The organism is Nocardia beijingensis NBRC 16342 (genome assembly GCF_001612785.1).
Lineage (GTDB): Bacteria > Actinomycetota > Actinomycetes > Mycobacteriales > Mycobacteriaceae > Nocardia > Nocardia beijingensis.
The window spans coordinates 60,251-74,566 of sequence record NZ_BDBC01000014.1; the positions used below are offsets into that span (position 1 = coordinate 60,251).

Annotated in this window: 10 protein-coding genes; 5 read left to right on the top strand and 5 right to left on the bottom strand. The window is 68.4% G+C overall.

Translation table 11 applies throughout. The annotated features are described in order from the left end of the window. Positions 1 to 35: 35 nt before the first annotated feature. Both NB3_RS09585 and NB3_RS09590 read left to right on the top strand, forming a co-directional pair. Positions 36 to 848: a MerR family transcriptional regulator gene (locus NB3_RS09585; protein WP_067799775.1), complete on the top strand. Its 813-nt coding sequence runs from the start codon at positions 36 to 38 to the stop codon at positions 846 to 848. A 12-nt stretch (positions 849 to 860) separates the two neighbouring features. Beyond that, on the top strand, positions 861 to 1,208 hold the full coding sequence (locus tag NB3_RS09590; protein ID WP_067799777.1) for a VOC family protein: 348 nt from the start codon (positions 861 to 863) through the stop codon (positions 1,206 to 1,208). Positions 1,209 to 1,263: 55 nt separating this feature from the next. On the opposite strand, the gene NB3_RS09595 is transcribed toward NB3_RS09590, so the two are convergent. Beyond that, positions 1,264 to 1,698: an SRPBCC family protein gene (locus NB3_RS09595; RefSeq protein WP_067799780.1), complete on the bottom strand. Its 435-nt coding sequence runs from the start codon at positions 1,696 to 1,698 to the stop codon at positions 1,264 to 1,266. Positions 1,699 to 1,904: 206 nt separating this feature from the next. On the opposite strand from NB3_RS09595, the gene NB3_RS09600 reads away from it, so the two are divergent. Next, entirely contained in the window at positions 1,905 to 3,347 is a 1,443-nt protein-coding gene (locus NB3_RS09600) for an FAD-binding oxidoreductase (protein WP_067799782.1), read from the top strand. Continuing rightward, a complete protein-coding gene (locus NB3_RS09605; protein WP_067799785.1) occupies positions 3,344 to 4,660 on the top strand; it encodes a class I SAM-dependent methyltransferase in 1,317 nt (438 codons plus the stop codon). Before NB3_RS09600 ends, NB3_RS09605 begins: the two co-directional genes overlap by 4 nt. A 10-nt stretch (positions 4,661 to 4,670) precedes the next feature. Here the strand turns inward: NB3_RS09605 and NB3_RS09610 are convergent, their stop codons facing one another. Then, positions 4,671 to 8,252, bottom strand: a complete 3,582-nt coding sequence (locus NB3_RS09610) for a serine/threonine-protein kinase (protein ID WP_067799787.1) — start codon at positions 8,250 to 8,252, stop codon at positions 4,671 to 4,673. A 404-nt stretch (positions 8,253 to 8,656) separates the two neighbouring features. Between NB3_RS09610 and NB3_RS09615 the strand changes: the two genes are divergently transcribed. Continuing rightward, positions 8,657 to 9,139, top strand: a complete 483-nt coding sequence (locus tag NB3_RS09615; RefSeq protein WP_244891829.1) for a MarR family winged helix-turn-helix transcriptional regulator — start codon at positions 8,657 to 8,659, stop codon at positions 9,137 to 9,139. On the opposite strand, the gene NB3_RS09620 is transcribed toward NB3_RS09615, so the two are convergent. From NB3_RS09620 to NB3_RS09630, 3 genes are all read right to left on the bottom strand, one after another. Further along, positions 9,136 to 10,233 (bottom strand): esterase-like activity of phytase family protein, encoded by a 1,098-nt coding sequence (locus NB3_RS09620; RefSeq protein WP_067799790.1) that lies wholly within the window; start codon positions 10,231 to 10,233, stop codon positions 9,136 to 9,138. The two genes, NB3_RS09615 and NB3_RS09620, sit on opposite strands and share 4 nt — an antisense overlap. 113 nt (positions 10,234 to 10,346) lie before the next feature. Next, on the bottom strand, positions 10,347 to 12,497 hold the full coding sequence (locus NB3_RS09625; RefSeq protein ID WP_067799793.1) for a 3-hydroxyacyl-CoA dehydrogenase NAD-binding domain-containing protein: 2,151 nt from the start codon (positions 12,495 to 12,497) through the stop codon (positions 10,347 to 10,349). A 40-nt stretch (positions 12,498 to 12,537) separates the two neighbouring features. Next, positions 12,538 to 13,752 (bottom strand): acetyl-CoA C-acetyltransferase, encoded by a 1,215-nt coding sequence (locus tag NB3_RS09630; RefSeq protein WP_067799796.1) that lies wholly within the window; start codon positions 13,750 to 13,752, stop codon positions 12,538 to 12,540. Between the last annotated feature and the right edge of the window lie 564 nt (positions 13,753 to 14,316).

Genomic DNA, 14,316 nt, shown 5'->3' on the forward strand with positions numbered 1-14,316 from the left:
GACCCTCCAGCCACTGGAGGGTGTTGGCTGATGCCATGACGGCGACCGTCCCCATCGGGGAATTCTCCAGGCTGAGCAATCTCAGCGTGAAGACGTTGCGCTACTACCACGAGATCGGCCTGCTCGCTCCGGCCGGCATAGACGCGAGTTCGGGCTATCGGCGGTACGCGACGGCGCAGGTGACGCAGGCACAGTTGATCCGGCGGCTGCGCGAGCTGGACATGCCGGTTCCGGAGATCCGCGCCGTGCTGGCCGCGCCGGACGAGAACGCGCGGGACGCCACGCTGCGCGCGCATCTGGAGCGCATGGAGGCCGAGCTGGCTCGCACCCGCGCGGTCGTGGCCTCGTTGCGCGCGCTGCTGACGCCGACCGCTCCGATCACCGTGGAGTATCGCGTGGTCGCGGCATTCCCGGCGGCGGCGATCGGCGCGACGGTGGCGCGCGAGCACATCGGCGAGTGGTGCGCTTCGACGTTCCAGGCGTTGTACGAGGCACTGGCCGCCGCCAACATCGCGCCCGCAGGCGTCGGCGGCGCCACCTACGGCACCGATTTCTTCGAACAGGACGAAGGCGAGGTCGTCGCGTTCGTGCCGGTCGCCGACACCGGGGTGGCCCTACCCCCAGAGCTTTCGGCGATCGAGTTACCCGCGCGCCGTTTCGCCGTCGCCGTGCACGACGGCCCGTTCGTCGATTTCGACCGAACCTACGGCGCGCTCGGCAGTCACGTCGCCGAACACGATGTGGCGCTGCCGGAGCCGATTCGCGAGATGTACCTGCTCGGACCGGACGTGTCCGACGATCCCGCCACCTACCGGACCGAAGTGTGCTGGCCCATCGCCCAGCCGTGAAAGGAGATATCCATGACGCTCTCGATCGCCCACGTCACCATCGATTGTGAGGATGCGGGCGCGCTCGCCGCATTCTGGTCACGGTTGCTGGAAACGCCCGTCGATCCCGACCCCACCCCCGAGTTCGCCACCGTCGGCCGGACCGCGGGCGCCCCGACTCCGCTGATGTTCATCCGCGTGCCCGACAAGAACCCCGGCAAGAACGTCATCCACCTCGACCTGCTCGCTTCCGGCCGGGACGAGGTCGCACGCGCGATCGATCTGGGCGCGAAGCACGTCGCCGACTTCGACGAGTGGGGCATGAAGTGGACGACGCTGGCCGATCCCGAGGGGAACCTCTTCGACATCGCGGCCGAGTAGACCGCGAGCAGACCCGCGACGACGGCCCGAACGGACCGTCGTCGCGTCCGTCCGATCAGGCCAGTTCGCGCTGCAGGTTGGCGAGCACCTCGGCCTGGATCTTCTTCAGCCCGAGCGGCGCGAAGATGCCCTCGAAGATGCCCGCGATGCCGCCCGCGCCCTTCCAGGTGGTGCGCAGCGTGACCCGCGCGCCGGCGCCCTCCGGGGTGACGGTCCAGGTGTTCACCAAGGTGGAGTTCGAGTCACGCTCGGTGACAATGGAATCGGACACCGTGACGACCGCGTGCACGTTGCGCGAGCGCTTCTCGGTGGCCTGCAACGTCCACTCCGCTACGGTGCCCGCGCCCTTGCCGCCCTCGACCACCTTGTAGTCGCGGTAGTGCGAGGAGAGGATGCGCGGACGCACCGTGTCGTAGTCGGCGATGGCCTCCAGCGCACGCTGCGGATCCGCCGCCACGTCGATCGAACTACTGGCGCTGACCTGTCCCACGATGAACTCCTTGTCCGGATGCGGTGTCTCGACGGATCTCCATCCTGCCCTGCCCGCGCCGGAGCGAAGCGGCGAGGGCGCAGCGTGTGGCGAACTTCTCCGGACATTTCGGTATTCCCCTTCGCAACATATGCGTGACATTTCTCCACCACCCCGGCCTCGCGGTGGCCCCGCCGAATGGTCCGTACTAGCGTCGAGGGGTGGCAGTGAGTCTGTTGGGGAAGGCCGGACACGCGCCGGCCGCACGCGAATCAGGATTTGCCGCGCATCGAGCGGGCGTGGACCGCCTTCTGGCGAGTTACCGCGCCATACCCGAGCACGCCAACGTCCGTTTGGCCAAGAAGACCTCGAACCTTTTCCGCGCCAGGGCCGAGAACCCCGCGCCCGGCCTCGACGTCTCGGGGCTGACCAGGGTGATCGCGGTGGACCCTGTCGCGAGGACCGCCGACGTGGCAGGCATGACCACCTACGAGGAGTTGGTCGCCGCCACCCTTCCGTACGGGCTGGCGCCGCTGGTGGTTCCCCAGCTCAAGACCATCACGCTGGGCGGCGCGGTCACCGGCCTCGGCATCGAGTCCACGTCCTTCCGCAGTGGCCTGCCGCACGAGTCGGTGCTGGAGATGGACGTGCTGACCGGCGCGGGCGAGATCCTCACCGCCACGCCGGACAACGAACACGCCGATCTGTTCCGCGGCTTCCCGAATTCCTACGGCACGCTGGGCTACACGGTCCGGCTGAAGATCGAGCTGGAGGAGGTCGAGCCGTACGTCGCGCTGCGGCACCTGCGCTTCCGGGACCTGCGCGAACTGGAGGCCGCCCTCGCGACGATCGTGACCGATCGGGAACACGAGGGCGAACCCGTGGACTATCTCGACGGCGTCGTGTTCTCCGCCGAGGAAAGCTATCTGACGCTCGGCCGCCGGACCGGCGAACCGGGTCCGGTCAGCGACTACACCGGGATGGACATCTACTACCGGTCCATCCAGCATGACGGCGGCACGCCCAAGCGCGACCGCCTGACCATCCACGACTACCTGTGGCGCTGGGACACCGACTGGTTCTGGTGCTCGCGCGCCTTCGGCACGCAGAATCCGAAGATCCGCCGTTTCTGGCCGAAGCGCTACCGGCGCAGCAGCTTCTACTGGAAGCTGGTGGCGCTGGACCGCAAGTACGACATCGGCGACAAGCTGGAGGCCCGCAAGGGCAATCCACCGCGCGAGCGGGTCGTGCAGGACATCGAAGTGCCGGTGGAACGCACCGCCGACTTCGTGGAGTGGTTCCTGCGCGAGATCCCGATCGAGCCGATCTGGCTCTGCCCCCTGCGTTTGCGCGAGACCGGCGGCGCCGAACGCCCCGGTGGACGCGCGTGGCCGCTGTATCCCCTGGAACCGGGCCGAACCTACGTCAATGTCGGATTCTGGTCGGCCGTGCCCACCGTCCCCGGGCAGCAGGAGGGCGCGGCCAACCGCGCCATCGAACGGAAGGTGACCGAATTCGACGGTCACAAGTCGCTGTACTCGGATTCCTATTACGACAAGGATGAGTTCGCGGCACTCTACGGCGGAAACACCTACACCGAACTGAAGAAACGCTACGACCCGGACCAGCGCCTGCTGGATTTGTATTCGAAGGCGGTGCAACGCAGATGACGACATTCAAGGACCGTTCCGATGTCTTCGCCGATCTCGGGACCAAACTCAGCATTGCCGAGATCTTCGAGACCCTTGTCGAGGGCGAAGTCCCGATCCGGTTGACGGCCTACGACGGCAGCTCGACCGGCCCCGAGGACTCGCGGTTCGCCCTGGACATCCGGACCCCGCGCGGTATCAACTATCTGGCCACGGCCCCCGGCGACCTCGGCATGGCCCGCGCCTACATCTCGGGCGACATGACCGCCAGCGGCGTGCACCCTGGTGATCCGTACGAGATCCTGAAGGCGATGGACGGGTTGAAGTTCCGCCGTCCGTCCGCGCTGGCCCTGGTGACCATCGCGCGCTCGCTGGGCTGGGAGCGGCTCAAGCCGGTCGCCCCGCCGCCGCAGGAGACGCTGCCGCGCTGGCGGCGGATCGCTTTCGAGGGGCTGCGCCACTCCAAGACTCGCGACGCCGAAGCCATCCACCACCACTACGACGTGTCGAACACGTTCTACGAGTACGTGCTCGGCCCTTCGATGACCTACACCTGCGCGGCCTACGGCGACGAGAGCTGGACGCTCGAGCAGGCGCAGGAGAACAAGTACCGCCTGGTGTTCGAGAAACTCCGGTTGAAGGAGGGCGACCGGCTGCTCGACATCGGCTGCGGGTGGGGCGGCATGGTGCGCTACGCCGCCAAGCGCGGCGTCAAGGTGATCGGCGCGACGCTCTCGGCCGAGCAGGCGGACTGGGCGCAGAAGAAGATCGCCGAGGAGGGCCTGGCCGACCTGGCCGAGGTGCGGCACTCCGACTACCGCGACGTGCCGGAGGGCGAGTTCGACGCGGTGTCGTCGATCGGGCTCACCGAGCACATCGGGGTGCACAACTACCCGTACTACTTCGAGTTCATCAAGAACAAGCTGCGCGACGGCGGCCTGTTCCTGAACCACTGCATCACCCGTCCGGACAACACCCGCACCACCAAGGCGGGCGATTTCATCGACCGCTACGTGTTCCCCGACGGCGAGCTGATCGGTTCCGGCCGGATCATCTCCGAGATCCAGAACATCGGGCTCGAAGTGCTGCACGAGGAGAACCTGCGCGAGCACTACGCCCTGACCCTGCACGAATGGTGCAAGAACCTGGTCGCCAACTGGGACGCCTGCGTCGCCGAGGTCGGCGAGGGCACCGCGAAGGTGTGGGGCCTGTACATGGCAGGCTGCCGGCTCGGCTTCCAGCGCAACGTGGTGCAGCTGCATCAGGTGCTCGGCGTCAAAGTGCCCGCCGACGGCGACTGGACCGTGCCGCTGCGCCCGTGGTGGCAGCCGTAGCCCGGTTCGATCAGTAGATCTTGCTGCCCGCCTCGTTCAACAGTTCGTCCAGGAACGGGGCGGGCAGTTCGATGTCGCCGACCTGCGCCGAGGCGGGCAACTCGGTGCGCAGCACGCGCAGGATGCCGACCACGCCGGGGCCCGCGTCCAGCAGCGGCCTGGTCCAGCCGAGGTCGGCGCAGGTCGCGACCGCGGGCAGCAGCAGGTTGGTGGCCTCGCCCACCCAGCCCGCGGCGGCCAGGCATTCCGCGAGCAGCAGCGCGGCGTCCAATTGCGCTCGCGGGCGGTGCTTCTGGCGCGTGTGGTCGTAGAGCGCGCGTGCCCGGCGCACCGCGCGATCGTCGGAGCCGACCCGGTGGTCGGCGAGCAGCGCGCGGATGACGGCGAGTTCCTCGGCCTCCGCGGTGAGCAGGGTGGCGCCGGTCAGCCGGTGCGCCGCCTGCAACGGCGTCGACTCGCTGAGATCGGTGTACCGGCGATCCGCGGCCTCCAGCGGCAGCCCCAGGCGCAGCCGTTCGGCCCTGATGTGCGCGGACAACCGGGGCAGGCGGTTGTCGGCGGCGATGCGCGCGCCTTCGTCCAGCCGGGTGGCGGCGGTGAACAGGTCCCCGCGCACCGCCTTGACCCTGGCGCCGACGACGAAGGTGGAGATCAGGAAGTCCACCGGACCGACCCGGGTGACCAGCTGGTGGCTCTCGTCGAGCCGCCGGTCGGCGGTGTCCAGATCACCCGCGCGGTAGCTCATCTCACCGAGCAACGCGGCGGCCACGCGCACCCCGTGCGAGCGCGGTCCCGAGCGCTCGCGCGCGGAGTCCAACGCCTGCTGGAAACAGCGGGTGGCGGTGGCGACGTCGAGTTGTTCGTAAGCGGCCGCGCCCTGGCCGCAGCGGCCGAATACCAGGCCGAGCGAATCCTTCGAGCGTTCGTGATACTCCTCGGCCCATTCCTGGATCTTGCGCGCCCCCTCGAAGTCGAATTCGCACAGGCGAACGAAGGAGGTCAGGTTCGCGGCGGTCGAGACCGTCCACGCGGGCAGATCGTCCGGCTCCCGCAGACAGTCGGCGAGCCGGTCCAGCACGCCGTCGGTATGGTCGCGCGCGATCTGATCGGCGGCGGCGAGCACGGCGGCCTGGCAGCGCTGCACGCGCACATCGGCATCGCCGGTTGAGCCACGAGCCAGGATGTTCGACAGCCTGCCCAGCGCGTTGCGCGCCGCGCCGGACTGCTGGAGGTTGACGTTCGCCCGCGCCACCGCCATCAGCAACTTCGAGCGCGACGCCACCTGCTGCATCGGTAGTTTCGACACGCTGCCGAGCAGGGTGGCAAGGCGGGAACCGTCGATCAGATCCATCCCGCCGCCCTCGAGCAGGTCCAGCGCCATCTTCAGGTCGGTGGCCGCCAGCGCGTGGTCGACCGACTTGCGCAGCAGCTGGTGTTCGGCATACCAGCGCGAAGCCTTGCGGTGCAGCGACTTCAGCTTCCCGGGGTGGACGCGGTCGAGCCGGCTGCGCAGATGCTCGGCGAACAACGGCTGCATCCGGAACCACTCGGGGTCGTGCTCGATGCGCCTCAGGAACAGCTCACGCTGCTCGGCCTGCTCGAGCAGCTGTTCGGCGTCCGGCTCCCCGGACAACGCGGCGGCCAGCGAGCCGCACACCCGTTCGGTCACCGCGATCGACATCAGGAACTCGAGCATCTTCGGTTCCAAGGTGTCCAGCACGTTCTCCGCCAGGTATTCGCGGATGCCGTGGTTGCCCTCGGAGAGGGTGGCGATCAACTGAGCCGGGTCGGCGTTGCCGCGCAAGGACAGGCCGACCAGCTGGATGGCGGCCGGCCAGCCGTCGGTGGCGGTGTGGATCTCGGTGACCTGCTCGGGCGTGAGGTCGAATCCGTTGCGCTCCACGAGGATCTGGCGGGTCTCCGCATCGGTGAGGCGCAGCGCGGCCGAGCCGATCTCGACCAGTTCGTCGTGCACCCGCATGCGGCTGGTCGGCAGACCGGACTGCTCGCGGCTGGTCACCACGAAACGCAGGTGGTGGCAGCCGTTGTCCAGCAGGGCCTCCATCGCGCGATGCGCGCCCGCGTCGGTGATCCGCTGCCAGTCCTCGACGATCACCACGACCGTCTTGCCCGCCGCGTGGATCTCGTCGATGAGGGTGGGGATCACGAACGCGGCGGCGTCGGCGGGCCGCTCCTCCAGCACCTGGTCCAGCCCGGCGCCGACGTCGGGATGCACCCGGCGGATGGCCTGGATCAGATGGGCCAGCAGCCAGATCTCGTTGTCGTCGTCGCGGTCGATACCGATCCAGGCGACCGCGACATCGCCTTCGGTGAGTTCTGCGCGCCACTGCGCGGCCAGCGTGCTCTTGCCGAAGCCCGCGGGCGCGTGGATCACCGCCAGCCTGCGCCGCCCGCCGGCCCGCAGGACGTCCAGCAGCCGCGGCCGCGCTATCGGCTCGCGCGTGGGCGTGGGCGGACGGAACTTGGTCACAGCCGTCGGGGGCGCCGTCGGCACGGCCGTCGGATGCTGGGAGACGGCGGGCCGCAGCGTCAGCGGCCAGCTGCGCCGCGCGGTGACCGCTGGACGCGAGCCCGTCCACGCCATGGTCGGTTCGCCGACGGCGGCAGGCGTGGTCGGCTCCGGCTCCTGCGTGGTCTCCAGCAGCGCCATCTCGTCGGGCAACTGATCGTGGTCGCGCTGCACGGTGCGCAGCATCTCGCCGAACTCGTAGGCGCTGGCCGGGCGATCCCGCGGATTCGGCGACATGGCCTGTTCGATGACGGTGGCGACATCCGGCGGAATGTCCTGTTCCCGCAGATCGGGCACCGGCTGGGTGGTGATCCGCAGGAACTGCGCGACCACCCGTTCGCCCGCCTGCCGCTCGAAGGCCGCGTGCCCGGTGAGCAAGGCGAACAGCGTCGAACCGAGGCCGTAGACGTCGGAACGGATGGTCGGCTCGTCGCCCTTGAGGACCTCCGGCGCGGTGAACGCGGGCGAACCGGTGATCATGCTGCTGGACGTGCGGAAGCCGCCCGGGATGCGAGCGATGCCGAAATCCGTCAGCTGCGGCTCGCCGTAGCCGCTGAGCAGCACGTTGGCCGGTTTCACGTCGCGGTGCAGGATCCGGGCGCGGTGCGCGCTCTCGATGGCGCCGGCCAGCTTGACGCCGGCGCGCAGCGAGTCCGCCCAGGTCAACGGGCCTTGCTCGCGGATCAGCTTTTCCAGCGACCCATGCGTGCAGTACGGCATGACGATGAGCGGCATGCCGGTGGGCGTCACGTCCACCTGGAGGATGTCGACGATGTTCGGGTGGCCCGACAGCCTGCCCATGGCCTGTTCCTCGCGCAGGAACCGCTCGCGGCTCTCCTGGTCGATCTCCGATGGCAGCACCTTCACCGCGACCACGCGGTCCAACGCGGTCTGGACGCAGCGGTACACCACCCCGAATCCGCCGCGCCCGATCTCCACCGCACCGGACAGGCCCATCGCCTCCAGTTCGTCGGCGATGTCGACGGGCGTCTGCCGCTGCGTGTTCGCCTCGGCCGCAGGAGATTCCGGGCGCACCCGGCCCGAACGCGTCTGTGGATTCATGTGATCACCTCGAACACTCACATCGAATCGGCGACATCGGCGACCAACTCCGCGCCGACTGCCGGACGCCGGGTCCGACATACCTGCGCATACTCCAACGTAGCGCGGCCCGGTATCACGCGGGTGACGTTTCCGAACAGGTCGGGCGTGTTCCGAGTCCACGTGTTCCGCGCCGCGACGCGCTCCGATCGAAACCCGGTTGACCAGCGCGAAAAGGACTCTCCGGCGCACCTTTGACAGCGTTCGCCGGGGGTGTGACGACCACCACGTCGGATCTACCCGGGCGGATACCCGGAGCAGCGGCGGCCAACCGCGACCCGCCATGATAGATTGCTTCTTTGGAGAGCTTTCTTCTTTGATGAACTCTCTTCGTCAAAGACGACATTAGGTGTGGAGGAAATACCGTGTCAACACCTGAACCCGGCCAGGAGCCCGCAGGACGAGGACTCCGCTCGGACGCCAGCGAGGTCTACCGGCGTTATCTGAGCGCGGTCATGCTGCACGGACAAGCGGGGGCGCGGGCGGTCGATCTGGGCGCCACCGATCTCTACGCGCTCAATATCCTCGAACTCGCAGGACCGATGACGCCGGGCGAACTCGGCGCGCGCAGCGGCCTGACCACCGGCCCGACCACCCGGCTGATCGACCGCTTGGAGGACGCGGGCTACGTCCGCCGCGCACCCGTCCCTGGCGACCGCCGCAAGGTGATCGTCGAATTGATCGGCAAGCCCGCCGATCTCGACGAGGTGCTCGCCCCCGCACGGCAGCGCATCGGCGAGATCATCGGCGGCTACACGCCGGAACAGCGCGAGGTGTTGTTCGACTACTTCACCAGGGCGGCCGCCGCGTATCAGGCCGCCGCCGAGCAGCTGCGGCCGACGGATTAGCCGACCGCGAGGGCGATGAGCTGGGTGATCTGGCGACTGTCGAAATTGTCGTCGCTGACCAGCACCAAGGTCCGCTCGCCGGACGGCAGGCGCGGACCCCACGTCATGCCCTCGACATTGTCGACGGCGGGGAGCCCGACGTCGTCGAGATCCACCAGCAGCCGCTTGGCCGCCGGGCGCGCCGCACCGATCGGGGCATCGAGGATATTGGTCGCGGCGCTCAGGTCGGCCTCGTAGATCCGGATCTTGTTGGGCGTCCCCGGCGAGAAGGATCGTTCCAGCACAAGCACTTTCGCGGGGTCGAGCGGATCGGCGGCGAGGATGGAGGCGATCCCGTTCGATCCGCGGCCTGGCTCCGGCCGCGACTCGGCGAAGACCGGGTCCAGCGGATACGCGTACTGGGCCAGCACCGGCCCGGATCGAGCCTGGACGGTGATCCGCGTGAGCGACCCGCTCGTCGTGGTCGCCGCCGGCCCGTCCGTCAGCAGCGGCTCTTCGATAGCGGTCGCGAACAGCGCGCCGCCCGCGAGGAAGCTCGCGCCCTCCAGCGCCAGGTTCCGGCGCGGCCCTGAGCCGGGAAGCATCCGCTCGTTCTCCGGAATCGGCAGCTCCCGGGCGTAGGAGCCGTCCGGGTGCGCGATCCGCACCGACGGGTCCTGCAGCACGGCGCCATCCCGCTCGCCTTCTTGTGTCCAGTAGTAGTCGCCGGACCACGGGTCCACCCGGATCTCCTCCGGGTCCACCGACATCGGCGCGTAGGGCGCGCCCGCCGCGGTGAGCAGCGGCCTGGTGCCGGTGAACGTCACCGGCCCGACTCCGCCCTCGCCCACCTCGAAGCGCGCGGTGTAGTACCGCGCGGGGTTCTTGCTCGATCGGTCATCGCTGATCAGCACGAATTCGCCGGTACGCGGCGAGTAATCGATGCCGGACAGGCCCCCCACGGTGGTGCCGTCGAAGTCCAGACCGGAGGCGACGACTCGCTCGCCCAGCAAGCGCACCGACGGCGCTGCCACCGGATCGGCAGCCGCCACGGGGGCCGATGCGAGCGCGAGGGCGCAACTGGCGATCAGAACATGGCGACTACGTCTCGGCACGGCTGCCAACTTATCGCGCCAGACGCACCCGAAGGTGAACGGGCCGGAAAACGGCGGAAGCCCGCCACCGCGAAAAGCGATGGCGGGCTTCGCCGTTGCGTTGCTACGCGCGACTACTTGCGCAGCGAGGCCGGAACCTCGAAGCGCTCGCCGTAGGTCTTGGCGAGGTAGTCGGCACGCTCCACGAAGGCCTCCTGGCCACCGGGGTAACCGACGATGAACTGGTGCACACCACCGGTCCAGGCCGGGAAGCCGATGCCGAAGATCGAGCCGATGTTGGCGTCGGCGGTGGAGGTGAGCACGCCTTCGTCGAAGCACTTCTGGGTCTCGATCGCCTCCGCGAACAGCATGCGGTCGATCAGGTCCTGCAGCGGGACACCGAAGTCCGCCGTGGTCTTGAAGTGCTCACGCAGGCCCGGCCACAGACCGGTGCGCTTGCCGTTCTCGTCGTACTCGTAGAAGCCCGCCTTCTCCAGGCGGCCCGGACGGCCCTCGGACACCATGTAGTCGATGACGTCCTGCGCCGGGTGCCGCTTGACGCCCAGAGTGGTGTCGCCCGCCTGCGCGGCTTCCAGGGTCTCCTTGGCGATCTTCTGCATGAGCTTCATGTTCAGCTCGTCCGACAGCTGCAGCGGCGCGGCCGGGTAGCCCGCCTGCAGACCGGCCTGCTCGATGGTGGCGGGCTCGATGCCCTCCTTGAGCATGGCGATCGCCTCGTTGACGAAGGTGCCGATCACGCGGGAGGTGAAGAAGCCGCGGCTGTCGTTGACGACGATCGGGGTCTTCTTGATCGCGAGGGTGTAGTCGAACACCCTGGCCAGCGCCTCGTCCGAGGTCTTCTCACCCTTGATGATCTCCACCAGCGGCATCTTGTCGACCGGCGAGAAGAAGTGGATGCCGATGAAGTCCTCCTGGCGCTTCACGCCGGTCGCCAGACCGGTGATCGGCAGGGTGGAGGTGTTCGAGCCCAGCAGCGCGTCGGGGGTGACGATGTCCTCGATCTCCTGGAACACCTTGTGCTTGAGCTCGGTGTTCTCGAAGACGGCCTCGATGACGAAGTCGACGCCGGCGAAGTCGGCCGCGTCCGCGGTCGGCTTGATCCGGTCCAGCAGCGCCTTGGACTTCTCCTCGGTGGTCTTGCCCCGGGAGAGGGCCTTGGCCTCGATCTTCTCGGAGTAGTTCTTGCCGCGCTCGGCCGCCTCGATCGAGACGTCCTTCAGCACGACCTCGTAGCCCGCCTTCGCGGAGACGTACGCGATGCCCGCGCCCATCATGCCGGCGCCGAGCACGCCGACCTTCTTGATCTCCTTCTTCGGCACGTCCTTCGGACGCGAACCGCCGTTGTTGATCGTCTGCAGGTCGAAGAAGAACGCCTGGATCATGTTCTTCGCGACCGGGCCGGTGAGCAGGTGCACGAAGTAGCGGGACTCGATCAGCGACGCGTTGTCGATGTCGACCTGCGAGCCCTCGACCGCGGCGGACATGATCGCGCGCGGCGCGGGCATGTTCGCACCCTTGATCTGCTTGCGCAGGTTCGCGGGGAACGCGGGCAGGTTGGCCGCGAAGGCCGGGGAGGACGGGGTGCCGCCGGGGATCTTGAAGCCCTTCTTGTCCCAGGGCTGCACGCCGGCCTCGGGGTTGGCCTTGATCCACGCCTTGGCGGCGGGAACCAGCTCCTCGATCGAGCCGACCAGCTCGTCGATCAGGCCGATCTCCTTGGCCTTGGCCGGCTTGTTGCGCTGGCCCTGCAGCAGCACCTGCATCAGGGCGTTCTGCAGGCCCAGCATGCGCACGGTGCGGATGATGCCGCCGCCCGCGGGCAGCAGGCCGAGGGTGGCCTCGGGCAGACCGATCTGCGAACCGGGCACGTCCGCCGCGATGCGGTGGTGGGTGGCCAGCGCGATCTCCAGGCCGCCGCCGAGCGCCGCGCCGTTGATGGCGGCCACGACCGGCTTGCCGAGCTGCTCCAGGCGACGCAGGGCGCTCTTGATCTCGGTGAGCTCCTCCATCAGCGTCTGGGCGTCGTCCGGGCCGACCTTCATCATGTTCTTCAGGTCGCCGCCGGCGAAGAAAGTCTTCTTCGCCGAGGTCAGGACGACACCGGTGATGTTGTCCTTCTCCGCCTCCAGCCGGTCGACGGTGGCCGTCATCGACTTCTTGTACAGCTCGTTCATCGTGTTGGCGCCCTGGTTCGGGTCGTCCATCGTCAGCACGACGATGCCGTCCGAATCCTGCTCCCAACCGATCATGTTGGTTTCGCTCACAGCTCTGTGTCTCCTTGAATTCTCAGCTGTCGGTTGGGGCTCAGACCCGCTCGATGATGGTGGCCACGCCCATGCCGCCACCGATGCACAGGGTGATCAGCGCGTAGCGGCCGTTGCGGCGCTCCAGCTCGTCGACCATGGTGCCGGTGATCATCGCGCCGGTCGCGCCGAGCGGGTGGCCCATCGCGATGGCGCCGCCGTTGACGTTCAGCTTCTCGTCCGGGATGTTCAGGTCCTTCTGGAACTTCAGCACCACGGAGGCGAACGCCTCGTTGATCTCGACCAGGTCGATGTCGTCGAGGGTCAGGCCCGCCTTGGCCAGCACCTTCTTCGAGGCCGGGGTCGGGCCGGTCAGCATGATGGTGGAGTCGGCGCCGCTGGTGGCGGTCGCGACGACGCGCGCACGCGGGGTCAGGCCGGAGGCCTTGCCCGCCTCTTCCGAACCGACGAGCACGAGCGCGGCGCCGTCGACGATGCCGGAGCTGTTGCCGCCGTGGTGGACGTGGTTGATCTTCTCCACGAAGTGGAACTTCTGCAGCGCCACCGCGTCGAAGCCGCCCATCTCACCGATCACGGCGAAGGAGGGCTGCAGCTTGGCCAGATCCTCGGCGGTGGTGCCGGGGCGCATGTGCTCGTCCTTGTCCAGCACGACGATGCCGTTCTGGTCCTTGACCGGGACGATCGACTTGGCGAAGTAGCCGCCGGTGGTGGCCTTGGCGGCCAGCTCCTGCGAGCGCACCGCGTAGGCGTCGACGTCGTCGCGGCTGAAGCCCTCGATGGTGGCGATCAGGTCGGCGGAGACGCCCTGCGGGACGAAGTAGGTGTCGTAGTTGGTGGCCGGGTCCAGCGCCCACGCGCCGCCGTCGGAGCCCATCGGCACGCGCGACATGGACTCGACGCCACCGGCGATGACCAGGTCGTCGAAGCCGGAGCGCACCTTCTGGGCGGCGAGGTTGACCGCCTCGAGGCCGGAGGCGCAGAAGCGGTTGAGCTGGAAGCCGCCGACGGTGTCGGGCAGGCCGGCCACGGTGACCGCGGTACGGGCGATGTCCGCGCCCTGATCGCCGACCGGCGCCACCACGCCGAGGATCAGGTCGGAGATCCGGTCCTCGTCGAGGTTGGGGAAGCGGCCGCGCAGTTCCTGGATCAGACCAACAGTCAGGTCGATCGGCTTGACCGAGTGCAGCGAGCCGTTCTTCTTGCCACGGCCGCGCGGAGTGCGGATGGCCTCGTAAATGTAGGCCTCTGTGGTCATGGAGTGTTCCTTCCTCAATTGCGGCGGCCGGACGTTCGTCCGTCCGAGCGCTTCTGTGCGGTCGGCCGGTACGTTCGTCCGTCCGAGCGCTCCTATGCGGCGACACCGCGGGTGCGGTATGGCTGCGGCTGACCTCGCCGACCGGCCTTGCGGCCGCCCGTTCCTAACGCTGTACAAAACCAGGCAGGCAAGGACGGACGCACGGCCAGGTCGCCCGTACGCCTGGGCATACCATAGAACGTCGGCGTACCGAAGCTCCCGGCTACCCGTCCATACTACCGTGGAGTGCGAACTCCGGTTAACTTAACGTCGTGAGAGCGGTGGTTGTCAACCATCCAGCCGTGTGGCACCCAGCTCACTCTTCAGCAATTCGAGAGCGACCTCGTCCGGGTCGCGCCGGTCGCCGGGAGCCACCGGATCGGCCGCCGCGGCCATCATCTCCTGCTCCTCTTCCGGGGTGGAGGCGGGAATGACCCTGGCGCGGTCCCAGTCCTGGTCGGCCGCCGGGGCGTCCGCACTCGGCGCGGCGTCGTACCGCGGATAGTCCGCGGGCCCCGGGTCGTC

Coding starts and splice junctions, on each gene's coding strand:
- NB3_RS09605 (WP_067799785.1), top strand. CDS start 3,344: ATGACGACATTCAAGGACCGTTCCGATGTCTTCGCCGATCTCGGGACC.
- NB3_RS09585 (WP_067799775.1), top strand. CDS start 36: ATGACGGCGACCGTCCCCATCGGGGAATTCTCCAGGCTGAGCAATCTC.
- NB3_RS09590 (WP_067799777.1), top strand. CDS start 861: ATGACGCTCTCGATCGCCCACGTCACCATCGATTGTGAGGATGCGGGC.
- NB3_RS09630 (WP_067799796.1), bottom strand. CDS start 13,752: ATGACCACAGAGGCCTACATTTACGAGGCCATCCGCACTCCGCGCGGC.
- NB3_RS09610 (WP_067799787.1), bottom strand. CDS start 8,252: ATGAATCCACAGACGCGTTCGGGCCGGGTGCGCCCGGAATCTCCTGCG.